The sequence below is a fragment of the Caulobacter sp. Root487D2Y genome (assembly GCF_001427165.1).
Classification (GTDB): domain Bacteria; phylum Pseudomonadota; class Alphaproteobacteria; order Caulobacterales; family Caulobacteraceae; genus Caulobacter.
Genome location: NZ_LMFD01000001.1, coordinates 707,654 through 731,017, shown reverse-complemented (window position 1 = coordinate 731,017; position 23,364 = coordinate 707,654). Strand labels below are relative to the sequence as shown.

25 protein-coding genes and 1 other RNA gene are annotated in these 23,364 nt (G+C 69.8%); 9 read left to right on the top strand and 17 right to left on the bottom strand.

Annotated elements, in window-relative coordinates; all coding sequences use genetic code 11:
- Positions 1–14 precede the first annotated feature (14 nt).
- Both ASD38_RS03285 and ASD38_RS03280 read left to right on the top strand, forming a co-directional pair.
- Positions 15–935 (top strand): glutaminase, encoded by a 921-nt coding sequence (locus ASD38_RS03285; protein ID WP_056435933.1) that lies wholly within the window; start codon positions 15–17, stop codon positions 933–935.
- Positions 936–1,011: 76 nt separating this feature from the next.
- Entirely contained in the window at positions 1,012–1,590 is a 579-nt protein-coding gene (locus ASD38_RS03280) for an NAD(P)H-dependent oxidoreductase (RefSeq protein WP_056457547.1), read from the top strand.
- 331 nt (positions 1,591–1,921) lie between these two features.
- On the opposite strand, the gene truA is transcribed toward ASD38_RS03280, so the two are convergent.
- Positions 1,922–2,671, bottom strand: coding sequence for a tRNA pseudouridine(38-40) synthase TruA (gene truA, locus ASD38_RS03275; RefSeq protein ID WP_056457544.1), 750 nt, complete (start codon positions 2,669–2,671; stop codon positions 1,922–1,924).
- The gene (gene fmt / locus ASD38_RS03270) at positions 2,671–3,612 is read right to left on the bottom strand and encodes a methionyl-tRNA formyltransferase (RefSeq protein WP_056457540.1); all 942 of its coding nucleotides are present in this window, start codon (positions 3,610–3,612) and stop codon (positions 2,671–2,673) included. Before fmt ends, truA begins: the two co-directional genes overlap by 1 nt.
- Positions 3,613–3,714: 102 nt before the next feature.
- Between fmt and ASD38_RS03265 the strand changes: the two genes are divergently transcribed.
- Positions 3,715–4,074 carry a hypothetical protein gene (locus ASD38_RS03265; RefSeq protein WP_056435944.1) on the top strand — a complete coding sequence of 120 codons (360 nt, stop codon included), beginning with the start codon at positions 3,715–3,717 and terminating at the stop codon, positions 4,072–4,074.
- Positions 4,075–4,175: 101 nt separating this feature from the next.
- Here the strand turns inward: ASD38_RS03265 and def are convergent, their stop codons facing one another.
- The 8 genes from def to ffs all read right to left on the bottom strand — a co-directional run bounded on the left by def (position 4,176) and on the right by ffs (position 10,121).
- Positions 4,176–4,697, bottom strand: a complete 522-nt coding sequence (gene def, locus ASD38_RS03260; protein WP_056435946.1) for a peptide deformylase — start codon at positions 4,695–4,697, stop codon at positions 4,176–4,178.
- A 58-nt stretch (positions 4,698–4,755) separates the two neighbouring features.
- A complete protein-coding gene (locus tag ASD38_RS03255; RefSeq protein WP_056435948.1) occupies positions 4,756–5,031 on the bottom strand; it encodes a hypothetical protein in 276 nt (91 codons plus the stop codon).
- Positions 5,032–5,040: 9 nt separating this feature from the next.
- Entirely contained in the window at positions 5,041–6,366 is a 1,326-nt protein-coding gene (locus ASD38_RS03250) for a DNA recombination protein RmuC (protein ID WP_056435950.1), read from the bottom strand.
- A gap of 180 nt (positions 6,367–6,546) precedes the next feature.
- On the bottom strand, positions 6,547–7,149 hold the full coding sequence (gene recR, locus ASD38_RS03245; protein WP_056435953.1) for a recombination mediator RecR: 603 nt from the start codon (positions 7,147–7,149) through the stop codon (positions 6,547–6,549).
- A complete protein-coding gene (locus tag ASD38_RS03240) occupies positions 7,149–7,469 on the bottom strand; it encodes a nuclear transport factor 2 family protein (protein ID WP_235523745.1) in 321 nt (106 codons plus the stop codon). Before ASD38_RS03240 ends, recR begins: the two co-directional genes overlap by 1 nt.
- A 144-nt stretch (positions 7,470–7,613) precedes the next feature.
- Positions 7,614–7,943, bottom strand: a complete 330-nt coding sequence (locus ASD38_RS03235) for a YbaB/EbfC family nucleoid-associated protein (RefSeq protein ID WP_056435959.1) — start codon at positions 7,941–7,943, stop codon at positions 7,614–7,616.
- A gap of 129 nt (positions 7,944–8,072) precedes the next feature.
- On the bottom strand, positions 8,073–9,944 hold the full coding sequence (locus tag ASD38_RS03230; protein WP_056457537.1) for a DNA polymerase III subunit gamma/tau: 1,872 nt from the start codon (positions 9,942–9,944) through the stop codon (positions 8,073–8,075).
- Positions 9,945–10,028: 84 nt separating this feature from the next.
- Positions 10,029–10,121: signal recognition particle sRNA small type (gene ffs, locus ASD38_RS23175), an RNA gene on the bottom strand.
- Between the two features lie 91 nt (positions 10,122–10,212).
- Between ffs and nudC the strand changes: the two genes are divergently transcribed.
- On the top strand, positions 10,213–11,154 hold the full coding sequence (gene nudC / locus ASD38_RS03225; RefSeq protein WP_056457534.1) for an NAD(+) diphosphatase: 942 nt from the start codon (positions 10,213–10,215) through the stop codon (positions 11,152–11,154).
- 156 nt (positions 11,155–11,310) lie between these two features.
- Here nudC and ASD38_RS03220 read toward each other — a convergent pair whose 3' ends face one another.
- The 4 genes from ASD38_RS03220 to ASD38_RS03205 form a co-directional block, all read right to left on the bottom strand.
- Complete coding sequence (locus ASD38_RS03220) at positions 11,311–11,727, bottom strand: MAPEG family protein (RefSeq protein WP_056458260.1); 417 nt, start codon at positions 11,725–11,727, stop codon at positions 11,311–11,313.
- A gap of 93 nt (positions 11,728–11,820) precedes the next feature.
- Positions 11,821–12,273, bottom strand: coding sequence for a hypothetical protein (locus ASD38_RS03215; RefSeq protein WP_156390541.1), 453 nt, complete (start codon positions 12,271–12,273; stop codon positions 11,821–11,823).
- Positions 12,274–12,348: 75 nt separating this feature from the next.
- Positions 12,349–13,197: a prephenate dehydratase gene (locus ASD38_RS03210; RefSeq protein ID WP_056435965.1), complete on the bottom strand. Its 849-nt coding sequence runs from the start codon at positions 13,195–13,197 to the stop codon at positions 12,349–12,351.
- Complete coding sequence (locus ASD38_RS03205) at positions 13,194–13,934, bottom strand: 3-deoxy-manno-octulosonate cytidylyltransferase (protein ID WP_056435968.1); 741 nt, start codon at positions 13,932–13,934, stop codon at positions 13,194–13,196. Before ASD38_RS03205 ends, ASD38_RS03210 begins: the two co-directional genes overlap by 4 nt.
- Positions 13,935–14,092: 158 nt before the next feature.
- On the opposite strand from ASD38_RS03205, the gene ASD38_RS03200 reads away from it, so the two are divergent.
- Positions 14,093–14,794: a c-type cytochrome gene (locus ASD38_RS03200; protein ID WP_056457526.1), complete on the top strand. Its 702-nt coding sequence runs from the start codon at positions 14,093–14,095 to the stop codon at positions 14,792–14,794.
- A gap of 180 nt (positions 14,795–14,974) precedes the next feature.
- The gene (locus ASD38_RS03195) at positions 14,975–15,502 is read left to right on the top strand and encodes a thioredoxin family protein (protein ID WP_056435974.1); all 528 of its coding nucleotides are present in this window, start codon (positions 14,975–14,977) and stop codon (positions 15,500–15,502) included.
- Between the two features lie 118 nt (positions 15,503–15,620).
- Here ASD38_RS03195 and ASD38_RS03190 read toward each other — a convergent pair whose 3' ends face one another.
- Together ASD38_RS03190 and ASD38_RS03185 are read right to left on the bottom strand one after the other, a co-directional pair.
- Complete coding sequence (locus ASD38_RS03190) at positions 15,621–16,466, bottom strand: C40 family peptidase (protein ID WP_056457523.1); 846 nt, start codon at positions 16,464–16,466, stop codon at positions 15,621–15,623.
- Positions 16,463–17,884, bottom strand: coding sequence for a leucyl aminopeptidase family protein (locus tag ASD38_RS03185; RefSeq protein WP_056457520.1), 1,422 nt, complete (start codon positions 17,882–17,884; stop codon positions 16,463–16,465). The genes ASD38_RS03190 and ASD38_RS03185 overlap by 4 nt, the downstream gene beginning before the upstream one ends.
- 90 nt (positions 17,885–17,974) lie before the next feature.
- Here ASD38_RS03185 and ASD38_RS03180 point away from each other — a divergent pair, with 90 nt between their 5' ends.
- From ASD38_RS03180 to ASD38_RS03170, 3 genes are all read left to right on the top strand, one after another.
- Positions 17,975–18,796 (top strand): tetratricopeptide repeat protein, encoded by an 822-nt coding sequence (locus ASD38_RS03180; RefSeq protein ID WP_056457517.1) that lies wholly within the window; start codon positions 17,975–17,977, stop codon positions 18,794–18,796.
- Positions 18,797–18,923: 127 nt separating this feature from the next.
- A complete protein-coding gene (locus ASD38_RS03175; RefSeq protein WP_056457513.1) occupies positions 18,924–21,020 on the top strand; it encodes a TonB-dependent siderophore receptor in 2,097 nt (698 codons plus the stop codon).
- 8 nt (positions 21,021–21,028) lie between these two features.
- Entirely contained in the window at positions 21,029–22,417 is a 1,389-nt protein-coding gene (locus ASD38_RS03170; RefSeq protein ID WP_156390540.1) for a PepSY-associated TM helix domain-containing protein, read from the top strand.
- Here the strand turns inward: ASD38_RS03170 and ASD38_RS03165 are convergent.
- Entirely contained in the window at positions 22,386–23,360 is a 975-nt protein-coding gene (locus ASD38_RS03165; protein WP_056435989.1) for a type II secretion system F family protein, read from the bottom strand. The two genes, ASD38_RS03170 and ASD38_RS03165, sit on opposite strands and share 32 nt — an antisense overlap.
- Positions 23,361–23,364 lie beyond the last annotated feature (4 nt).

The window sequence follows — 23,364 nt, the reverse complement described above, 5'->3', positions numbered from 1 at the left end:
GGGCGGATCTAGGCATGGACGAGCTTTCGATCGCCGACGTCCTGGCCGAGGTGGCCGTGCTGGTGAAGCCGTACTTCGGCCGGGGCCGGCCCGCCGACTACATTCCGGAGCTAGCCTGCGTGCCGCCCGGCAAGTTCGGCATGGCCGTGCGGCTGGTCTCGGGCGAGGAGGCGGTGATCGGCGACGCCGACGAGGGCTTCTCGGTCCAGAGCATCACCAAGGTGTTCTCGCTCGGGCTGGCCCTGAACCGCTTCGGCGACGAGGTCTGGACCCGGGTCGGCAAGGAGCCGTCGGGCACGCCGTTCAACCACCTCTCCCAGCTGGAGGCCGAGGCGGGCGTGCCGCGCAACCCGTTCATCAACGCCGGGGCCCTGGCGATTTGCGACCAGCTGATGGACGTGGTCCCGGATCCGGCCGCCCTGGTGCGCGGCTTCGCGGGCTTCCTGGCCGGCGAGAAGGTCGAGATCGACGAGACGGTGGCGGCCTCCGAGCTGGCCAACGCCCACCAGAACCGGGCCATCGCCAACCTGATGCGCGGCAAGGGCACGATCACCCACGATCCCGAGGCCGTGGTCGCCGCCTATTGCCGCCAGTGCGCCCTGACCATGAGCTGCCGGCAGCTGGCCCGCGCCATGCTGCCCCTGGCGGCCGGCGGCTTCTCGCCGATCGTCGAGGAGACCATCTTCCCCGAGCGCCTGTCGCGGCGCTTGAACGCCCTGCTGCTGACCTGCGGCATCTATGACAGCGTCGGCAGCTTCGCCTACCGCGTCGGCCTGCCGGCCAAGAGCGGGGTCGGCGGCGGCATCGTGGCCATCGCGCCCGGCAAGGCGGCGATCGCGGTGTGGTCGCCGGAGCTGGACCGCTTCGGCACCTCGGTGGTGGGCACGGCGGCGCTGGAGCGGTTCAGCCAGCTTACCAACTGCTCGGTGCTGTAGGGGCGAAGCTTCCCGAGTTGCGACGGATCAAGGGCCCGGCGGCCAGGGTCTGTCATAGGCGGCGCAGGAGCTCCGCATGACCAAACGCATCCTCGTTCTTCTGGGCCATCCGGACGGCCGCCCCGAACGGTTCGGCAACGCCCTGGCGACCGCCTACGCCGAGGCCGCGACGGCCGCCGGCCACATGGTCCGGCGCATCAACCTGGCCGATGTCGATACGCCCTTTGTCGAGGGGCAGTGGGAGTTCGAAAGCCCGCCGCCGCCGCACATCGTCGCCGTGCAGGAAGACATCCTGTGGGCCGAACACATCGTGCTGCTGTTTCCGCTGTGGCTCGGCGCGACCCCGGCCAGGCTGAAGGCCCTGCTCGAGCAGGTGTTCCGCGCCGGCTTCGGCTTCACGGTCGGCCCCAAGGGCTGGAGCTCCAAGCTGAAGGGACGGTCGGCGCGCCTGGTCGTCACCATGGGCATGCCCGCCTTCGTCTTCCGGCTGGTGTTCGGGTCGCACGGCCTGCTGGCGCTGGACACGGGCGTGCTGAGGCTGGCCGGCCTGTCGCCCGTCCGGAAATCGGTGATCGGCGGAGTCGAGGCGATCGGTCCCAAGGCGCGACTGGGATGGCTGGCCAAGATGCGGCGCCTGGGCAAGCTGGGCGTCTAGATCGGCGACACGGGGTCATTGAGTCAGATAAAGGCCAACCGCCGTCGACCGCGCGAAGCTTCACCGTTCATGCAACGGAGAGCTTCCATGACGCCTTTTCTCGCCCTCGTGCTCGCCGCCTTCGGCGCCTTCATGCTGGCCCTGGCCGTCGGCCAGATCCAGACGGCCCGGGCCGAGCGGGCCAGGAAGCGCTAGGGCATATCGACATTCACGTCCGGTGCGTGGTCCTCGTCCTTCGACAGGCTCAGGATGAGGACCCTTCACAAGTCCGGGCTGTAGAAAAACCTCATCCTGAGCCTGTCGAAGGACGAGGTCTCGTGCTGAAGGCTTCCTAACCCTCGCCCTCATATCCAACGCCGGTCAGGTACAGCCCGTCGGACGGCGCGACGGGCCCGCAGGCCGTGCGGTCCTTGGCCTCCAGCGCGTCCCGCACGGCCTGCGCCGTCCACCGCCCGACCCCGACCTCGACCAGGGTGCCGGTCATCGACCGCACCTGGCGGTGCAGGAACGAGCGGGCCTCGAACACCAAATGGACCTCGTCGCCGACGCGGAACACCCGGGCTACGTCCAGGGTCTTCAGCGGCGACTTCGACTGGCAGGCCATGTCGCGGAACGTCGTGAAGTCGTGCGGGCCCACCAGGGCCTGGGCGGCGGCGTGCATGGCGTCGGCGTCGATGGGCTTCTTGACGTGCCAGACCTTGCCCTTGTCCAGGGCCGGCGGGGCGCGGCGGTTGAGGATGCGGTAGAGGTAGCGCCGCTCCCTGGCCGAGAACCGGGCGTGCCAGCCCTCGGGCGCGACCGAGGCGTCCAGCACGCTGATCGCCTCGCGCACCAGGTGGGCGTTCAGCGCGTTCATCACCGTCTCGGCCGGCCAGTCGCGCTCCAGATCGACCTGCACCACCTGAGCCGTCGCGTGGACGCCGGTGTCCGTGCGGCCGGCGGCGGCGATGCGGATGTCCTGGCCGGTGAAGGCCTTCACCGCCGCCTCGATCGCGCCCTGCACCGACGGCTGCGAGGCCTGGGCCTGGAAGCCGTTATAGGGCCGGCCGTCATATTCGATCGTCAGGCGGTAGCGGGGCATCAGGCCAGGACCGTTCCGGCCGTCAGCGGGAAGCCGCGCACGAAGACCTCGGCGTCCTGGGCCCCCTTGCCCTCGCGCTGGGCCTTGAGCAGGCGCACCGCGCCGTCGCCGCAGGCGATCAGCAGGGCGTCGTCGAGGGCGTGGCCGGGAACGCCCCCCTCTTCGATATCGGCGCCGTCCTCGACCCGCGACAGCAAGGCCTTCACGCGGACCGGGCCCTTGTCCGACGGCGCCTCGAACCAGGCGCCGGGGAACGGCGACAGGCCGCGGATGTGGCGGTCGACCTCGGCGGCCGGGCGGGTCCAGTCGATGCGGGCCTCGGCGGCCTTGATCTTCTTGGCGTAGGTCACGCCCTCTTCCGCCTGCGCGACCTCGCGGGCCCCGCCGCGTTCGATGGCGGCCAGGGCGATCGGCAGCAGGCGCGAGCCGACGGCGGCCAGCTTGTCGTGCAGGGTTCCGGCGGTCTCCAGGGCGTCGATCCGCACCTGTTCGCCCATCAGCACCGGGCCTTCGTCCAGGCCCTCGCTCATCCGCATCACCTGGACGCCGGTCACCGCGTCGCCGGCCATGATCGCGCGCTGGATCGGCGCCGCGCCGCGCCAGCGGGGCAGCAGGCTGGCGTGCAGGTTGAAGCAGCCCAGGCGCGGGGCCTCCAGCACGTCGCGGACCAGGATCTGGCCGAAGGCCACGACCACGGCGGCGTCGAGGTCGAGCGCGCGGAAGGCCTCGATCTCCTCCGGGGTCTTCATCGACGCCGGGGTGCGCACCGGCAGGCCCAGGCTTTGCGCGAAAGCGTGGACCGGCGAGGGCTTCAGGTCCTGGCCGCGGCCGCGCGGGGCGGGCGGCTGGGAATAGACGCAGGCGATCTCGTGGCCGGCGGCGACGAGCTCGGCCAGGCAGGCGACGGAGAATTCGGGGGTTCCGAGAAAGGCGAGGCGCATGAGCGTCGTTTAACCGCCCAGCCCTCCTGGGGAAAGCTTGAGAGTCGGAACCTTCACCATGGACCGCCGTTCTATGAGCGACCTTTCCAAGGAGGAAACGCCATGCGCTCCATCACCCTCTTCGCCGTCGCCGGCCTGGCCGCCCTGTCGCTGGCCGCCTGCTCGGACGAGCACGCCACCCAGATCAAGGAAGGCGCCAAGGCCGCCGGCAGCGAGATCAAGCAGGCCGCCACCGACATCAAGAATGATCCCGACGTCAAGGAAGCCGGCACGGCCCTGAAGGAAAGCACCGAGGAAGCCGCCGCCGACGCCAAGGTCGCGGCCGGCGAGGCGGTCGACAAGGCCAAGGAAGCCGGCGCCAAGGCCGGTCAGGAAACCAAGGAAGCGGCGGCCGACATCAACGCCGACGCCAAGAAGGCCGGCTCGAACGTCAAGAAGGACGTCCACGAGGCGACGAAGTAGGTCTCGGGGTGGAGATGGGGACGCACACTCACGGCAAGGACCGTGACCATACGTCCTCGAACGTGGGGTGAGTGTGTGTCCCCCGCGTCGTCCGCTGAGCTTTAGGCCGCCCGGCGCGCCTTCTTGACCTTGGAAATCGCCCGGTCGCGCTTCAGGCGCGACAGGTGGTCGATGAACAGCACGCCCTTGAGGTGGTCCATCTCGTGCTGGATGCAGACCGCGAACAGTTCCTCGGCCTCTTCCTCGACGGCTTCGCCCTTGTAGTTCAGGTAGCTGATCTTGACCTTGGCCGGCCGCTCGACGGCGTCGTAGACCTCGGGCACCGACAGGCAGCCTTCCTCGTATTCGAACAGCTCTTCGGACGCCCAGGTGATCTTGGGATTGACGAAGTAGCGGGGGGCCGGTTCCTCGCCCTCGCGGGCCAGGTCCATGACGATCACATTGACCAGCTCGCCGACCTGCACGGCCGCCAGGCCGATGCCGGGGGCGTCGTACATGGTCTCCAGCATGTCGTCCATCAGCGCGCGCAGGGCGTCATCGACGGCGGGCACGTCCTTGGAGACTTGCTTCAGGATCGCCAGATCGGCGGCGTTATCGACGGTGAGGATGCGACGGATGGCCATAACGACAGTCAGGTAAGGTCCGCGCGGTTCAGCGTCAAGGCGACGGAAGGGCGCGGGACTACGGAGCCCTGAGCGCGATCATCATCGCGAAGATCTGCCAAGCCAGCACGCAGATGGCGCTGACCAGGATCAAGGCCGGCATGCCCAGGGCCTTCACCCGGCCCTGGAGCAGCTTTTCGAACCGCTCGGTCTCGACGGCCCGCTCGATCTTGGCCTTGCCGTAGGACTTGCTGACCAGCACGCCCGTGCGCCGCGCGTTCAGCACGGTCAGGCCCTGGGTCAGCAGCATGTAGAGCGACGCGATGATGGCGCCGGCGCAGGCGAGGAAGATCATGCCGTCAGGCTACGGCTTAGCTTGCAGCCGCGCAACCGCGGGTTCGCCCAAGGCTTCGGGTGAGGCTTCCGGCGCCTCGCTGACCGCCAGCTTGATCAGCGGCCGCACCGACCCCTCGACCGGCGTCAACTCGTCGATATCCTTGCCCTCGTGATCGACCGACAGGTCCTCGAAGCGGCGGGCCTGGGTCAGGACCTGGCTTTCCAGCGAGCCGACGAACTGGTTGTAGCGCCCGACCGCCGCCTCCAGCGCCTTGCCCACCGAGCCGGCGTGGGCCCCCATCACGGCGATGCGCTTGTAAAGCTCGCGGCCCACCGCGACGATGGCGGCGGCGTTCTTGGCCTGGTCCTCGGCCCGCCAGCCGTAGGCGACGGCTTTGCAGAGGGCGAACAGGGTGGTCGGGGTGACCAGCAGGACGCGGCGGTCCATGGCCTCGGTCATCAGGTCGGGCAGGCGGTCCAGGGCCGCGGCCAGGAAACCGTCGCCGGGCACGAACATGGCCACGAAGTCGGGCGAGCCCTCGCCGGCGAACTGGTCCCAATAGGCTTTCGCGGAAAGCCCCTGCATGTGGGCGCGGACGCTCGCGGCGTGGCGAACCATGGCGGCTTCGCGCAGAGGCTCCTCGGTGGCCTCCTGGGCCTCGAGGAAGGCGTTCAGCGAGCACTTGGCGTCGATCACGAACACCCCGCCGCCGGGCATCTTGACCTTCACGTCGGGGCGACGACGGCCCTCGTCGCTCTCGACGCTGAACTGCTCCTCGAAATCGAAGCGGTTGTTGAGGCCGGCGGCCTCCAGGACATTACGCAAAGTCTGCTCGCCCCAGCGGCCCTGGACGCCGGCCCCGCGGCGCAGGGCGGCCGACAGCTTGCGGGCCTCGAACTGGGTGGCGGTCGAGGCCTCCATCAGGGCGGCGATCTGGGCCTTCAGGCCGCCGGTCTCCTCGGCGCGGGCCTTCTCGACGGCGGTGACCTGGGCTTCGAACTTGGCCAGGGTCTCGGCCACGGGCTTGAGCTGGGCTTCCAGCCGCTGCTGGCTCAGCAGTTCGCGGCTCTTGAAGTTCTCCTCGGTGCGCTTGATCAGCGCCTCGGCCACGGTGTTGGCGGTCATGGTCGCCTGCTGGGCGGCCTGGGCGCGGATCAGCTCGCCCTGGGTGGCCGTCTGGTCCTCCAGCAGCCGGGCCCGCTCGTCGGCCTGGACCAGCTTGGCGTTCAGCTCCCAGGCCCTGGCCTCGGCGGCGCCGGCGCGGCGCATGGCCCAAACGGCGACCGCGGCGGCGGCGATGGCCACGACCAGCAGGACCAAGGCGAGGATCAGGAACGGATCGGAGAAGTTCATGCTCCGTTCTTAGCCGGAGTCGCGTTCGCAAGGAAGCCGCGCACTTGCCCCCTACGGGTCGCTTCGCGACCGTCTTCCCCCATTAGGGGGAAGAGGAGCCGTGGCGAAACGCGCGTCCTCCGCCCCCTATGGGGGCGGACAGACCGCGAAGCGGTCAGGTGGGGGCAAGTGGGTGAGCCACTAAGCCGGCCTACGCGCCCTCAGCGCCTGGGCGATGGTCCCGTCGTCCAGCCAGTCCAGGTCTCCGCCGACCGGCACGCCGCGCGCCAGCATGGTCACCGAGACGCCGGTCGGCGCCAGGCGGTCGGCCAGGTAGTGGGCCGTGGTCTGGCCGTCGACCGTGGCCGGCAGGGCCAGGATCACCTCGGCGATCTCGCCGCCGCCGGCGCGGGCCAGCAGCTCGCTCACCCGCAGCGCCTCGGGGCCCACCCCGTCCAGGGCCGACAGCAGCCCGCCCAGCACGTGGTAGCGGCCCTTGAACGACTGGCCGCGCTCCATGGCCCACAGCGAGCCGACCTCCTCGACCACGCAGATCAGGCGCGGGTCGCGCGAGCCGTCGGCGCAGATGGCGCACGGGTCGGAGGTGTCCAGCGAGCCGCACACCGAGCAGGTGCGCACCTTGGCCTGGGCGTCGACCAGGGCCGCCGTCAGCGGGGCCAGCAAGGTGTCGCGCTTCTTCAGCAGGGCCAGGGCCGCCCGCCGGCCCGAGCGCGGACCCAGGCCCGGGAGCTTGGACAGCAGAGCGATCAGGCGCTCGATCTCGGGTCCGGCGGAGGCGGCCATCAGGGCTTCGCGACCCGGGTGACCTGCGAATAGACCACCCGCCACTGACCATCGCGTTTGGCCCAGGTGTCGACGAAGCGCACGACCAGGGCGAAGCGCTGGCCGCCGTCCGTGCCCGTCATGTTGACCCGGCCGCCCAGCAGGGCGGTGTCGCCGAGCACCTTCTCGACCGGCTCTTCGATCGTGAACGGGTCCAGCTTGAACCCCGGAGCCACATAGTCGGCGATCAGCCGCGCCTTGTCCTGGACCTGGCCCGCGCCGTTGACCAGCACGTAGTCGTCGGCGACCAGCCGCTCCAGCCCCGCGCGGTCGCCGTTCACCTGGGCCGCGTCATAGGCATGGGCCGGCGGCCAGGTCGGCCGGCAGGGGCGCGGCGAACCCAGCCCCCGGAGCAGTCAGCGCGAGGGCGAACAGGGCGGTGCGAAGGTGGAGCATCGGGGTCTCCGTGCGGACTGGGCGCGAGCCTAGAACTTCATGCCGGGCAGGCCGCCCATCATGCCGGCCATCGGACCGGCGGCTTCCTGCAACAGCTGGTCGCGCTGGGCGTCGAGCTTGGACTTGGCGACGGCGTGGGCGGCGACGACCAGGTCGGCGATCACCTCGCCCTCGCCCGGCTCGACCAGGCTTTCGTCCAGCACCACCTTGACCAGCTCGCCCGAGCCCTTGAGCGTGACGGTGACCATGCCGCCGCCGGCGGTTCCCTCGGCCGTCAGTTCCAGGGTCCTGGCCTGGGCTTCGGCCAGCTTCTGCTGCATGGCCTGGGCCTGCTTCATCAGGCCGCTGAGGTCTTTCATCTGACTAGCTCCATTTTCCCTGTCATCCCGGAAACGGCGAAGCCGTTATCCGGGACCGCCGGAAGCGCCGGCGTTCACGCGTCGGTCCCGGATCGGCGGCCTTGCGGGCCTTGTCCGGGATGACACCGTTTAAGTCTCTTCCAACTCGTCCGGCTCGATCGGCGGCGCCTCGGGCGTCATGATCTTGCGGACCTCGATGATTTCCGCGCCTGGGAAGGCGTCCAGCACCGAGGCGACGAACGGGTCGGCCTTGATCGAGGCCATCTCCTCGCGGTCCTCGCGCTTCTGGCGTTCCAGCAGGCTCTCGGCCCCGCCGCCGCCCTCGGCCGCCACCAGCCAGGGCTGGCCGGTCCATTCCTTCAGCGCGCGGACCAGCCGGCCGGCGAGGTTGCCGGGCGCGCCGGGGGCGGGTTCGAAGGTGATCGCCCCGGGTCGGAAGCTGATCGGGCGGACATATTGCTCGACGTCCAGGCGCAGGCCGATGTCGCGCTTCTCGGCGATCAGCTTCACGACGTCTTCGAACGAAGCCAGGGTCGGCGCGGCCTGGGCGGCCGGGGCGGCCATCACCCGGGCCTGGGCGTTGACGGCCCCGCCCTGAGCGCCGCCGCTGAACGAACCGCCGCCACCGCCGCTGGGACCACCACCCACCGGTTGGCCGTCGCGCAGGGCCTTCAGGGCTTCCTCGGGACCGGGCAGGTCGGCGGCGTAGCACAGGCGGATGATCGCCATCTCGGCCGCGGCCATGGCGTCGGGCGCGCGGCGCACCTCCTCATGGGCCTTCAGCAGCATCTGCCACAGGCGCGACAGGGTGCCGGCCGAGGTCTGGGCCCCGATCGCGGTCAGGCGCGCGGCCTGCTCCTTGGGCATCGACAGGACGTCCGGCCCCAGGGCCTTGGCCACCGAGGCGGCGTGGCAGTGGTCCAGCAGGTCCAGCATGACCACCGCCGGGTCGGCCCCGAAGCCCCACAGGGCGCGGAAGCCCTTCAGCGACTCGCCCGGCTTGCCGCTCATGACGTTCTCGAACAGGGCGATCGTCTGGCCGCGATCGGCCAGGCCCAGCATGTCGCGGATCACGGCGGCGGTGACGGCCGAACCGCGCTCGCCCTGGACGATGGCCTGGTCCAGCAGGGACAGTCCGTCGCGCACCGAGCCCTCGGCGGCGCGGGCGATCAGGGCCAGGCCGTCTTCCTCGACCTTGGCCCCTTCCTTGGCGGCGATCTTGGCGAAGTGCTTGACCAGCACGTCCGGCTCGACCCGGCGCAGGTCGAAGCGCTGGGTGCGCGACAGGATCGTCACCGGAACCTTGCGGATCTCGGTGGTGGCGAAGATGAACTTGGCGTGCGGCGGCGGCTCTTCCAGCGTCTTCAGCAGGGCGTTGAACGCCGCCGTCGACAGCATGTGCACTTCGTCGATGATGTAGACCTTGTAGCGCGCCTCGACCGGGGCGTAGCGCACCCCGTCCAGCAGCTCGCGCATCTCGTCGACCTTGGTGCGGCTGGCGGCGTCCAGCTCCAGCACGTCCATGTGCCGGCCCTCGACGATGGCCTTGCAGTGGCGGCCGTCGACGGTCAGGTCGACCGACGGCTGGTGGACGGTGTCGGTCTCGTAGTTCAGCGCCCGGGCCAGCAGGCGGGCGGTCGTGGTCTTGCCGACCCCCCGCACGCCGGTCAGCATGAAGGCGTGGGCGATCCGGCCGGTGGAGAAGGCGTTGGCCAGGGTGCGGACCATGGCCTCCTGGCCGATCAGGTCCTCGAAGGTCCGCGGCCGGTACTTGCGCGCCAGCACGGTGTAGGCGGCGCCGGACTCGTCCTGAGACGCGCCGGCCGACGGTTCGGCGACGACGACGGGCGCGGCCGGAGCCGCGACGACGGGCGGCGACGCCTCGGACCCTTCAGGGGCCGGCGGCGCGCCGAAGATGTCGGCGGTGTTCTCGTCGCGCTCGGGAGCGTCTTCATCCCACGGCGGCGCGGAATCGGTGGTGAGGTCGTCGTGGTCGGCCATGGCGGGAGTGTAGTGTGCGGAAGGGCGCAGCAAAAGGCTGACGCCACGGTTGGCGCGCAGAAGCTGACAGATTTTAGGGAAAGGTGGAGACCGGCAGACGACCCGGAGCGAAACTCGTTGTGGCTGCTGCCTCTCGGCCCTGACCAGGTTGGCGAGGACTCCGCCCGTCGCCGATCTCCAAGGCCTATATCGCGACTCATCGTGACGGATGCAAGACACGATGCGCGGACTCGTGACGACTCTTCGTCGCGGATGCTACAGAATCCTCATGGCCCTTTCGATCATCACCAACATCTTCGCCGGCAATCCGCTCGACCGCGCCAGCGAGCGCCGGGGCGACGAAGCCTGGCTGGCCGAGAAGGCCGACGACCCGCACTCGCTGGCGGTCGCCATCTGGAACGGCAAGGCCCTGGTCGAGGACGTCGTCGGGGACGAGGGCAAGGTGACCGGCGCCCAGATCGCCTATCTGCGGGCCGACATGGCCAAGGACCTGGCCGCCACGCCCGAGCGGCTGCTGTTTCTGGGCCTGTGGAAGGACATCGCGGTGTTCGCCGTCGACCTGGAGGGCGGGGCCGATCCGGCCGAGGGGCCGCTGCAGGGCCTGGGCCGGTTCGAGGAGCTGCGCGGCGTCGCCCTGACCCTGCCGCCGCCCGACGCCGGCATCCTGGCCACGGCCAAGTCGATGTTCGAATGGCGGCGCAAGCACAAGTGGTGCAGCAACTGCGGCCAGGAGACTCAGGTCAGCGACGGCGGCTGGAAGCGGCACTGTCCGGCCTGCCAGGCCGAGCACTTCCCGCGCACCGACCCGGTGGCGATCATGCTGGCCCTGCACGACGGCAAATGCCTGCTGGGCCGCCAGGCCGGCTGGCCGCCGGGGATGTACTCGGCGCTGGCCGGCTTCCTGGAGCCCGGCGAGACCATCGAGGAGGCCTGCGCCCGCGAGCTGAAGGAAGAGGCGGGCCTGACCGCCACCGCCGTCCGCTACCACTCCAGCCAGCCCTGGCCGTGGCCATCGTCGCTGATGATGGGCCTGATGGCCGATGTCGACAGCGACGCCGCCGCCCCGGACCAGACCGAACTGGAAGCGGTGAAGTGGTTCACCAAGGACGAGGCCAAACTGCTGATCAAGGGCGAGCTGGAAGGCTTCTTCGCCCCCCCGCCCCTGGCCATCGCCCATCAGCTGATCAAGGCCTGGGCGGAGGGGGAATAACGGCCCTCCCCCTGTGGGGGAGGCGGTCGCGAAGCGACCGGTGGGGGGAGTTTTGGGATCGAAGATCCGGGACTCGGCCGCTAGCCGAACACTCCCCCCTCCGTCGGCTTCGCCGACACCTCCCCCACGGGGGGAGGACCTGGGTTCCGGCTTCGCCTACCCGAACAGCACCATCAGTTCCCGCACGACCATCACCGCCAGGGCGATCGTCGACAGCGCGAACACCAGGAACCGCAGGGTCACGGCGTTGACGCTGACCTGCACCAGGCTGTGGACCACCCGCAGCGCCACATAGAGCCAGGCCAGGTGCAGCGCCCAGCCGTCCACATGGCCGGCGACCTGGATGGCCAGGGCGGCGGCGTAGAAGATGGTCGGCTGCTCCATCAGGTGGTTGTAGTTGTCGGCCGCGGCGCGAACCCCGGCGGGCAGGACGTTCAGGCTGCCCGGAAAGGCCGCGTCCTGCGGCTTGATCCCGGCCTTGCTCATCGCCGGAATGCGGCGGACGTACATCCACAGCCAGATCACCAGCGACCAGGCCACCAGCGCCATCACCGGCGCGATCATCGTGTTCATCGTCATTCCCTCCCCGGCCCCTTGCTGGGACCTTGGCGGGGAGGTTAGGCGCCGAACGCGAAATTAGCGAAGCTTGCCGTTCGGGAAGGCCGCTCAGGCCGCCGCGGACGTCAGCCGCGCCTTGAGCGCCGCGGGGACCGCGCCGAGCAGGAGGCCGACGCCCAGGGGCGCCAACGCTTCGGCCAGGCTGGGCGCGATCACGAACAGGTCGCTGGTGTGCGTGTTCTGCATGGCCCGGACGATGCTCAGGCCCGTCAGCAGCGTCGCGAGAAGACCCAGGCCCGGCGGCAGCAGGGTCAGGACCGACAGCAGCGAGGGATCGCCCGAACGCCCCTTCGCCAGGCTCGTGGCGCCAAGGATCGCGATCCAGATCCCCAATCCGAACAGCACCAGATAGACCAGCTTGGTCAGAGCCCCGGCCGAAAGCACCAGGATTCCGAGCGTGGCCAGCGGATTGGCCGGCATGCCCGCCCAGATCCCCAGCCCGATCGCCCCGACCAGGAGCAAGGCTCCGCCCACACCCAGGACGATCGGCGCGATCTTCATGCTTTCCCCCATCGGCGCGTCGATGGCGCGCCCAAGGTCAAGCTAGCGACAAGTCCCGAGGGTCGCAACGTCGCGTCAGACCCGATCCCGGAACGGATCGGCCGGATAGACGCCCAGGACCTCGAACTTCTCGGAGAAGAACTTCAGCTCGTCGAAGGCCAGGGCCAGGGGGCGGTCCTCGGGGCGGCCGTCGACCTCGGCGTAGAAGAAGGTGGCCGTGAAGGCCCCGCCCTCCATGTAGCTTTCCAGCTTGGTCATGTTGACGCCGTTGGTCGCGAAGCCGCCCAGCGCCTTGTAGAGGGCGGCCGGCAGGTTGCGGACCTTGAACACGAAGCTGGTCACGCAGCGATGGGTGAACGGCGGCGCCTCCGGCTTGGCGTCAGCCGTCATGACCAAGAACCGCGTGGTGTTGTTGCGCTCGTCCTCGATGTCGCGGGCCAGGATGTCCAGGCCGTAGATCTCGGCGGCCAGGGCCGGGGCCACTGCGGCGCGGGTCGGGTCGGGCTTCAGGGCCAGGGCCTTGGCGGCGCCCGCCGTGTCGCCGGCGCTTTCGTGGGCCAGGCCCAGCTTTTTCAGGTTATGCCGGCACTGGCTAAGCGCGATCGGCATCGAGGTGGCGATCTTCACCTGATCCAGCTTGACGCCCTTGTTGGCCATCAGCTGGAAGCGGATCGGCTTGAAGCGCTCGCCGACGATCTTCAGGCCCGAGGCCGGCAGCAGGTGGTGCACGTCGGCCACGCGACCGGCGATCGAGTTCTCGATCGGGATCATGCCCAGCTGGCAGGCGCCGGTCTTGATGGCCTCGAACGCTTCCTCGAAGGTGGCGCAGGGCACGGCCTCGTAGTCGGGAAAATAGGTGCGGCAGGCCTCGTGGCTGTTGGCGCCGGGTTCGCCCTGGAAGGCGATCTTCTTGAGGATGCTCATGCTCTATTCCCGGCGGCGTAGGCTCGCGCCGCCTCGAGGTCGGAAGGATTGTCGACGGAGATCGGGGCCTCTGCGGCCACGGCGGCGCGCAGGGACAGGCCCAGCTCCATGGCCCGCAGCTGCTCCAGCTTCTCGCGCTTCTCCAGCGGCGAGGGCGGGGCGGCGTTGAAGGCCTCCAGGGCGGCGCGGCGATAGCCGTAAATGCCGATGTGCCGCCAGATCGGCGCGTCGCCATACAGGGTGGAGCGGGTGAAATAGAGCGCCCGGCCCGACAGGCCGTCCTGCGCCATGGCCAGCACGGCCTTGACCACGTCGGGATTGGACCGGTCGGCCGGCGAGGCCTCCGGCGCGACGACGGTGGCGATGTCGCAGTCGGGATGGGCGCTCAGGAGGTCGGCGCAGGCGCTCAGCACCGAGGGCTGCACGAACGGCATGTCGCCCTGCAGGTTGATGACCACGTCGTGGCGGCGTTCGGGATCCAGCACCTCGAGGGCCGCCAGGATGCGGTCCGAGCCCGAGGGCAGGCCCGGATCGGTCAGCACCGCCTGGCCGCCGGCCTGCTTGACCGCGTGGACGATGGCGATGTCGCCCGCCGCCACCGCCACCGGACCGATTCCCGCCGCCTGGGCCTGACGCAGCACGCGCACGATCATCGGCGCCCCGCCGATGTCGGCCAGGGGCTTGTCGGGGAGCCGAGTGGCCGCCATGCGGGCCGGAATGACGACGATGGGGTTCATGAAAGGCCGATGCGGGTCAAAACCGTTGCTGCCCAGTTGCGCCCCGGGCGGTAGCGTGTAAGAGACGCGAGCGCAACATGGAGCGCGCGGGGGAAACCTCCGGGCGCGGATTTCGGGCCTGTCTTCAGACGGCCCCCAAGAGGCTGGTAAGGCTTTAGATGAGCGACCTGACGTTCAACAAGATCTTCGGCGGCGTCCTGATGACGGGCCTGATCATTTTCGGCCTCAAGGAAGCGTCGGACATCGTTTTCGCCAAGCACGAGCTGGAAAAGCCGGGCTACGAAATCGCCGTGGCCGAAGAGGCCGGCGCCGGCGGCGCCGCGGCCGAGGTCGCGCCTGACTGGGGCAGCGTTCTGACCCCGGCCAATGTCGAGCTGGGCAAGGCCGTCAGCGCCAAGTGCGCCTCGTGCCACAACTTCACCGCCGAGAATCACACGGGCCCCGGCCTGTTCGGCGTGGTGGGCCGCAAGCCCGGCAGCCACCCGGGCTTCGCCTATTCGCCGGCCATGACCGATTTCGGCGGCAAGAACCCCGTCTGGGACTACGACCACCTCGACACCTTCCTGAAGGCGCCGGGCAAGGACGTCTCGGGCACCAAGATGACGTTCGTCGGCCTGAAGAAGCAGGAAGACCGGATCGCCATGATCGCCTACCTGCACAGCCTGGGCTCGACCCTGCCGATCCCGGCGCCGAAGCCGGCCGGCGCGGCGCCGGCCGCCGCCGCTGGCGAGGCTCCGGCCGCCGGCGCCGCCGCCACGGGCTCCACCCCGGCGGGCGCGACCGCTCCGGCTCCGGCCGGCGCTGGGGCTCCGGCCGCCGGCCAGCCGACCACGCCGGCCCCGGCCGCCGCCAAGTCCTGATCGCCTTCAGGTCCGACCAAGATCAATAGGCCGCGAAGTTCGCTTCGCGGCCTTTTTCTTTGCCGTCTTTCCAGGCGCCCCAGGCCTTGTGAAGCCGCCCGCAGCAAAGCTGGCTTGCCGCCTTTTCCCATTCCGTGAGTAGGGTATCGAACCGCACCGCTTCACCGGAACCGTTCGATCATGACGTCTCGCCCGCTGGCCCAACTTGGACGTCTTGGCGTCCTCGCCGCGCTGCTGATCGCCGCTCCCGTCTCGGCGTTCGCCGCCAAGGCGCCGACCGTGGCCCTGAAGTCGCTGGCCGAACTGCCGACGCCCCTGCCCTATCCCTATGACGAAAAGGCCGACGCCGAGGCCGACGTCGCCGCCGCGATCAAGAAGGCCAAGGCCCGTCACAAGCTGGTGCTGATCGACCTGGGCGGCAATTGGTGCGGCGACTGCCGGGTGTTCGCCGGCATGATCGAGCAGCCCGACCTCAAGGCCTTCGTCGACAAGCACTACGAGGTCGTGACCGTCAATGTCGGCCGCTACGACCACAACATGCAGATTCCCGCCCGCTACGGGATCGACAGGCTGAACGGCGTGCCGACCTTCCTGGTGGTCGACACCAAGGGCAAGCTGGTCAATCCCGACGCCCTGTTCGCCCTGACCGACGCCCGCCACATGACGCCCCAGTCGCTGGCCGACTGGCTAGCCCGGTGGCCGAAGTGATTGTCATCCCGGACGAGCGCGCAGCGCGAAGATCCGGGACCGACGCCTGAGCGCCAGCGCTTCCGGCGGTCCCGGATAACGGCTTCGCCGTTTCCGGGATGACAAGCGTTTTTGCTGACTAAGGCCGTCGCCACCCCGTGACCGCCCCGCCGCCCGCCGCCTCGACGCGGGCGATCGCCTCGGCCAGGGGTTCGACCGCCACGGCCATGTGGTGGGCGTTGGCGTGCAGGATGGTCTCGGCGTCCAGCAGGATCGCCACGTGGCCCTTCCAGAACACCAGGTCGCCGCGCCGGCGCGCCTCGGCCGCGATCGGCGCGAAGAAGGCCAGCTGCAGGTCGGTGTCGCGCGGAACCGCCTTGCCGCAGGCCGCCAGGGCCTGCTGCACCAGGCCCGAGCAGTCCAGGCCCAGCGATTCGCGGCCGCCCCACTGGTACGGCGCGCCGAGATAGCTCTCGGCCGCCGCGACATGGTCGGTCAGCGCCACGCCGACCGGCGTCAGGTGGGCGGCGACGAACCAGCCCGTGCCCTCGCCCTTGGCGAACCGGCCCTCGGTCGCCTCGATCGCGGTCAGGGCGTTCAGCGAATAGAGGCCCACGGGCCGCGATTTGATGTTCGGTTCGGCGAAGGCGTAGGTGCGTGGGACCGCCACCTGGTGGGTGGCCGGCGCGCCCGGGGCGGCCAGGTCGGCCTCGGCGACGAAGCCGACATAGCCGTCGCGCGCCGCCTGGCCCCAGGCGAAGCCGTCCTGGACGTCCAGCACCCGGAACAGCTCGCCGAACAGCAGCTGGTCCCATTGCTCGGCCATCGGGTCGGCGGCCTTGCGCAGGGCGGCGGTCGGGACCGCGACCTGGCGCGGGGTCGGAGCCTCGTAGCGTCCGGCGGCGACCAAGCCTTGCAGATCGAGATCCGCCAGGTCGGGGCGGGCCAGAGTCAGTCTTGGATCTCTTGGGCGCGGATCGCTCATGCCTGAGCCTTCGGGAAGCGCGACTTCAGCATGCCGTAGAGCCCCCGGATCACCTGGGCCTCGCCGCCGGACGCGAAGCCCGGCCGGGCCTTGGGATTCCAGGCGAAGATGTCGAAATGCGCCCAGGCGCCGGTGGCGGGCGCGAAGCGCTGCAGGAACAGGGCCGCGGTCACCGAGCCGGCCTGGGCCCAGCCGTCGGGATCGTTCTTGAGGTCGGCGATGTCGCCCTCGATCGCCTCCCGGTATCCATCCCACAAGGGCATGCGCCAAACCGGGTCGCAGGCCTCGCGCGCGCCCTCCTCGATCTCCAGGGCCAGGTCGTCGTCGGGGGTGTAGAACGGGATGACCTGCGGGCCCAGCGCCACGCGGGCCGCGCCGGTCAGGGTGGCCAGGTCGAGGGTCAGCACCGGCTTCAGCTCGGCCGCCCGGGTCAGGGCGTCGGCCAGGATCAGCCGGCCCTCGGCGTCGGTGTTGCCGACCTCGACCGTCAGGCCCGAGCGGGTGGCCAGCACGTCGCCGGGCCGCATGGCGTCGCCGGCGATGGCGTTTTCGACGGCCGGGACCAGCACGGTCAGGGCCACGGGCAGGCCGGCGGCCATCACCATCCGCCCCAGGGCCAGGGCGTGGGCGGCGCCGCCCATGTCCTTCTTCATCAGCCGCATGCCGCCGGACGGCTTGATGTCCAGGCCGCCGGTGTCGAACACCACGCCTTTTCCGATGATCGCTACGCGAGGGTGGGCTCCATCGCCCCAGGTCAGCTCCAGCATGCGCGGGGCGCGGGCCGGGACGGCGGCGCGGCCGACGGCGTGGACGGCGGGATAGTTCTGGTCCAGCAGGTCGTCGCCCGTGATCACCTCCAGGCTCGCGCCGTGGCGCTCGGCGATCTCGCGGGCGATGGTCTCGATCTGCAGCGGGCCCATGTCGTTGGCCGGGGTGTTGACCATGTCGCGGGCCAGGGCGCAGGCGTGGGCGACGGCGTGGACCTCGTGCAGATCGACATTCTCGTCCGCGACCAGTCGTCGCGGCTCATCTCCGGTCCGGGGCCGATAGCGGTCGAACTTGTAGGCCCCCAGCGCGAAGGCCAGGGCGATCTGGCCGGCGTCGAAGCCGTCGGGGACCGCCGCCAGGCGGTAGTCGCCGGCCGGCAGCCGGCTCGGCAGGGCCCGGAACAGCATGGCCTCGGCCTTGTCGCGGGTCCCCAGGCCCAGCAGCACGCGGTCCACGGCCCCTTGCGGCGTCGGCAGAACCAGCACCTGGCCGGCCTTGGCCTTGAAGTCCTCCAGGGCCACGAAGCCCTTCACGAAGCTGGGCCGCGCCTCGACGAAGGCGGCCAGCTCGGACTCGTACAGGCAGTGGATGGGCGTCGGCGCGCCGTCCTCCGAAGCGCGGGACGAGGAGGCGATGATCGGTTCCGACATGGACGCGCCCTGCAGGGGGGTGGAAATTATGCTTAACGATTCCTTGAGGGCCGCGCGCGAGGATGCGGGACCGTCGGGAGATCCCTCTTCATGTGTCGCAAGCGCGCGCTCCTCGCAACCGTTCTCGCCCCGATCTTGCTGATCGGCGTGTCGGCTCACGCCGCCGACAAACGGGCCAAGCCCGCGCCCGAAGCCGCGTCCGTCGCCGCGCCCCAGCCGCCGCGCAAGGCCAGCCCGGCCGAACGGGCCGAGATGCGCCGCGCCGATCCCCTGACCCGCATGGCCTTCTGGTCGACCGAGGCCGAGCGCGACGGCCGCGACGTCGAGGCCGGCGTGGGCCTGGCCCAGGCCCTGCGCGCCCTGGGCCGCTATGACGAGGCCGCCGACGCGGCGGCCCGCCTGCTGATCGTCGTTCCCGACAACTATGACGCCCTGATGGAATCGGCGCGGGCCAACGTGGCGCGCGGCCAGGGCTTCTACGCCATCGAGCCGGGCCGCAAGGCCGCGGCCCTGCAGCCGCGCGACTGGCGGCCGCTGTCGCTGCTGGGCGTGGCCTACGAGCAGGCCAAGCGCGACGACGAGGCCCTGGCCGCCCACCGGCAGGCCGTGGCCCTGGCCCCGAGCGAGGCGGTCCCCCTGACCAACCTGGCCATGCACCTGGCCTCGGCCGGCGACCTGAAGGGGGCCGAGGCCGCCCTGCGCCAGGCCGCCGCCCTGCCCACCGCCACCATCCAGGTGCGCCAGAACCTGGCCCTGGTGGTCGGCCTGCAAGGCCGCCTGGACGAGGCCGAGAAGCTGGCCCGTCAGGACCTGCCGCCGGAGTCGGTCGACAACAACCTGGCCTGGCTGCGCGCCGCCATCGGCCAGGAAAGCACGACACGCTCGTGGACCGCCGTGAAGGCGGGCGGCTAGCAAACCTTTCAGTCTCGACCGCGCGACACGCGATCCGGAGCCGCCAGACCGCGCTCCGGATTTGACACCGCTCGCCGCCGCCGTTACTTGCTCTTGCGAATCATTATCGATTGTAAGAGGGGACTTCATGACCACGATCCTGCGCGCCCTGCTTCTGGCCGGCGCTTCCGTCGCGGCCGTGTCATGGGGCGGCTCCGCCCTGGCCGACGACACCGCCTCCGCCGACGCCGACATCTTGGAAAACCAGGTGGACGGCTTGGTCGTCACGGGCGCGCGCACCCGCACCTCGGCCGTGACCGGCCTGGACATGAGCCTGCGCGAGACGCCGCAATCGGTGACGATCCTCGACCAGGCGCGCATCCGCGACTTCGGCCTGACCAGCGTCCACGACCTGCTGGCCCAGGTGACCGGCGTCAATGTCGAGAAGGTCGAGACCGACCGCACCTATTACAACTCGCGCGGCTTCGACATCACCAACTTCCAGGTCGACGGGATCGGCCTGCCGCTGATCTGGGGCATCCAGTTCGGCGACCTGGACACCGTGCTGTTCGACCGCGTCGAGGTGGTGCGCGGGGCCAACAGCATGATGACCGGCGCCGGCAATCCCTCGGCCACGGTCAACTACGTGCGCAAGCGCCCGACCGACGGCTTCCAGGCCGCCGGGGCCCTGCAATACGGCTCGTGGGAGGACTATCGCCTGGAGGCCGACGTCGCGGGTCCGCTGAACGCCGCGGGCACGGTGCGCGGCCGGCTGATCTACGCCAACGAGGACAAGGGCTCGTACCTCGACCACCACCACGTCAATCGGAACGTCTATTCGGCCCTGCTGGCCTGGGACGTCACGCCCAGGCTGACCGCCACCGCCGGCTATTCGCTGCAGGACAACCGCTCGCGCGGCGTGCTGTGGGGCGCCCTGCCGCTGAACTATTCGGACGGAACGCCGGTGGACTACCCGTCCTCGGCCTCGACCTCGGCCGACTGGACCTACTGGAACGTCAAGGACCAGACGGCCTTCACGGAGCTGGATTACAAGTTCGACAACGGCTGGAAGATCAAGGCCACGGCCACCTACAAGCGCTTCGACGAGAAGGCCAAGCTGCTCTACGCCTACGACAGTCCCGATCCGGTCACCGGCCTGGGCGTGAAGGGCATGAGCGGGATCTACCCGTCCAAGTACAGGAACTACATCCTGGACGCCTACGCCTCGGGGCCGTTCCAGCTGTTCGGCCGCACCCACCAGCTGGTGGTCGGCGGCCAGACCTCCAAATCGACCGGCCTGGAGTGGGAGAACTTCTCCGGCGATGCGATCGTCTATCCCGACGTGCGCCTGTGGGGCTCGCGACAGGTCGCCGAACCGACCTATCCGGGCGAGTATCTGGCTTCCGACCAGACCGACCGCCTGTCGCGCTTCTACGCCGCCGCCCACTTCAGCGTCACCGACCCGTTCAAGATCGTGGCCGGCTTCAACGCCCTGAAGCTGAAGTCGAAGGGCTATTCCTACGGCACGGACACCCCGCGCGACGAGGAGAAGGTCAGCCCCTATGTCGGCGGCGTCTACGACCTGAACCAGAACGTTTCGCTCTACGCCAGCTACACCGACATCTTCAATCCGCAGTCCGAGGTCGACATCGACCACCAGACCCTGTCCGCCGCGCACGGCAAGGCCTACGAGGCCGGGGTCAAGAGCGAGTGGTTCGACCACCGTCTCTACGTGACGGGCGCGGTGTTCAAGTCCGAGCAGGGCGGCCTGGCCGAATACGCCGGCGACTTTCCGAACGGCCAGAGCTACTACGCCGGCGTCGACACCGAGGTGACCGGCTACGAGCTGGAAGCCAGCGGCGCGCTCACCGACCGGTGGACGCTCAGCGCGGGCTGGACCCGGCTGAAGGTCGAGGGCGAGAACGGGCAGCCGACGCGCGCCTACCTGCCGCGCAAGACCTTCAAGGCCGCCACGACCTACACCTTCCCCTCGGCGCGCAACCTGAAGGTCGGAGCGGCGGTGCGCTGGCAGAGCGAGGTCTCGATGGTCGACATCGCGCCGGTCGAGCAGGACGCCTACGCCGTCGTCGACCTGATGGCCGGGATCGACCTGACCGAAAAGGTGCGCGCCACGCTCAACGTCGATAACGCCGCCGACAAGAAATACCTGACCAGCCTGATGTGGAACCAGTCCTACCACGCCGCGCCGCGCAGCGCTTCGCTGCGGCTCGACTTCGCGTTCTGAGGCCGGTCATGGACGCCCAGACCCCGGATCTCGATCTCGCCGCGAACCCCTCCCAGGCGCCCGAACCCTCGGGCGCGGCCCGTTTCGCGCCGCCGGCGCTGCGGCCGATCCTGACCTTCCTTCACCGGTGGGTCGGGTTGTTCATCGCCGGGTTCCTGTTCGTCTCGGGCGTCACCGGCGCCGTGATCTCGTGGGATCACGAGCTGGACGACGTGCTCAATCCGCACCTGATGTTCGCCCGATCCAGCCAGGCGGGGGCCAAGGACGGCCCTGCCCTGCCGGCCCTGGACCTGGCGCGGCAGATCGAGGCGCGCGATCCGCGCGTGCAGGTCACCTATCTGCCCCTGGCCCCGGAGCCGGGCGGAACCCTGGCCTTCGGGGTCGGGCCCAGGCGCGACCCCGCCACCGGCAAGCTGTTCGATCCCCACTACAACCAGGTCTTCATCGACCCGGCGACCGGCGCCGAGCAGGGCCGGCGCGAATGGGGCGCGGTGTGGCCGATCACCGGCGAGACCTTCGTCTCGTTCCTCTACGTGCTGCACTACAGCCTGCACATTCCGGAGATGTGGGGGACCGACCGCTGGGGGATCTGGCTGCTGGGCGGGGTCGCGATCCTGTGGACGCTGGACTGCTTCGTGGGCTTCTACCTGACCCTGCCCCCGCGCCAGAAGAGCGCCCCGAAAGCCGCGCGCCAAAAGGGGGGACGCGGTTTCTGGGCCCGCTGGAAGCCGGCCTGGATGATCAAGACCTCGGCCAGCGCCTACCGGATCAATTTCGACATCCACCGGGCCTTCGGCCTGTGGTTGTGGGGCGTGCTGTTCACCGTCGCGTTCACCGCCTTCTCGCTGAACCTCTACGGCGAGGTGTTCTATCCGCTGATGTCGAAGGTCTCGAAGGTGACGCCCAGCCCGTTCGACCTGCGCAAGCCGGCCGACATCCATTCGCCGATCATCGCCGCGCGCACCTACGACCAGGTGCTGGCCTCGGCCCGGATCGAGGCGGCGAAGCGCGGCTGGCGGGCGCCGGCGGGCGGGGCGTTCTACTCGCCCGAATACGGCATTTACGGCGTGGCCTTCCACGCGCCGGGCGGCGACCACGGCGCCGCCGGCGTGGGTCCGCCCTATCTCTATTATGACGGCAAGACCGGGGCCCTGCTGGGCGCTTCCCAACCCTGGAAAGGCACGGCGGCCGACATCTTCGTCCAGGCGCAGTTTCCGCTGCATTCGGGCCGGATCCTGGGCCTGCCGGGCCGGATCCTGATCTCGCTGACCGGCTTGGTCGTGGCGGCGCTCAGCGTGACCGGCGTGGTCATCTGGCTGCGCAAGCGCAAGGCGCGCGTGGCGCGGCGCAGGCCGCGTCCGCTCCCTAGCGGTGCTTCATCACGTCCTGGATCTTGATGATCGCCGGACCCATGATCACGATGAACAGCACGGGCAGGAAGAACAGGATCATCGGCACGGTCAGCTTGGCCGGCAGGGCGGCGGCCTTCTTCTCGGCGGCCGACAGCCGCAGGTCGCGGTTTTCCTTGGCCATCACCCGCAGGGCCGTGCCCAGCGGGGTGCCGTAGCGTTCGGCCTGGATCATGGCGGTGACCACCGAGCGAATGCCGGGATGGTTGGTCCGCCGGGCCAGGCCCTCATAGGCCAGGCGGCGTTCGGGCAGGTAGCTGAGCTCGGCGGTCAGCAGGCCCAGCTCCTCGGCCAGCTCGATCGAGGCGCCGCCGACCTCGGCGCCGACCTTGGCGATCGCCGCCTCGATCGACATGCCGCTTTCGACGCAGATCAGCATCAGGTCCAGGGCGTCGGGAAAGGCCCCGACGATCGACTCGCGGCGCTTCTGGGCGATGTTGGAGATGTAGAGGTTGGGCGCGTAGTAGCCCGCCCCCAGGGCGAAGACGCAGGCGGCGATCTTCTGCATCGGCAGCAGGCCGAAGTCGTTGATCACATAGAGGTAGAACGCCGCCACCACCGCGAACACGAACGGCATCACGAAGCGGAAGAAGTAGAAGGTCGAGACCGGCTTGGGGCCGCGGAAGCCGGCCTGGGCCAGCTTGTCGACGACCTTGGGATCCTCCAGCAGCTTGGACAGCTGCAAGCGGTCGACGACGTTCTTGTACATCCCCTCGTCGGCGTGGCGCAGGGTGCCGCCGCCGCTCTTCTGGGACATGGCCTCGCGCGAGCGGCGGCGCAGCTCCTCGCGGCGGTTGGCCACCGACTTCAGCCGGCCCTCCAGGCCGTTGCTGCTGAGCATCGGCGAGGCCAGGGTGACGATGGTGGCGAACACCACGATCGCGATGAAGGCGCTGAACAGATTCTGGGGATTGGTGAGCATCTCGATCATGGTC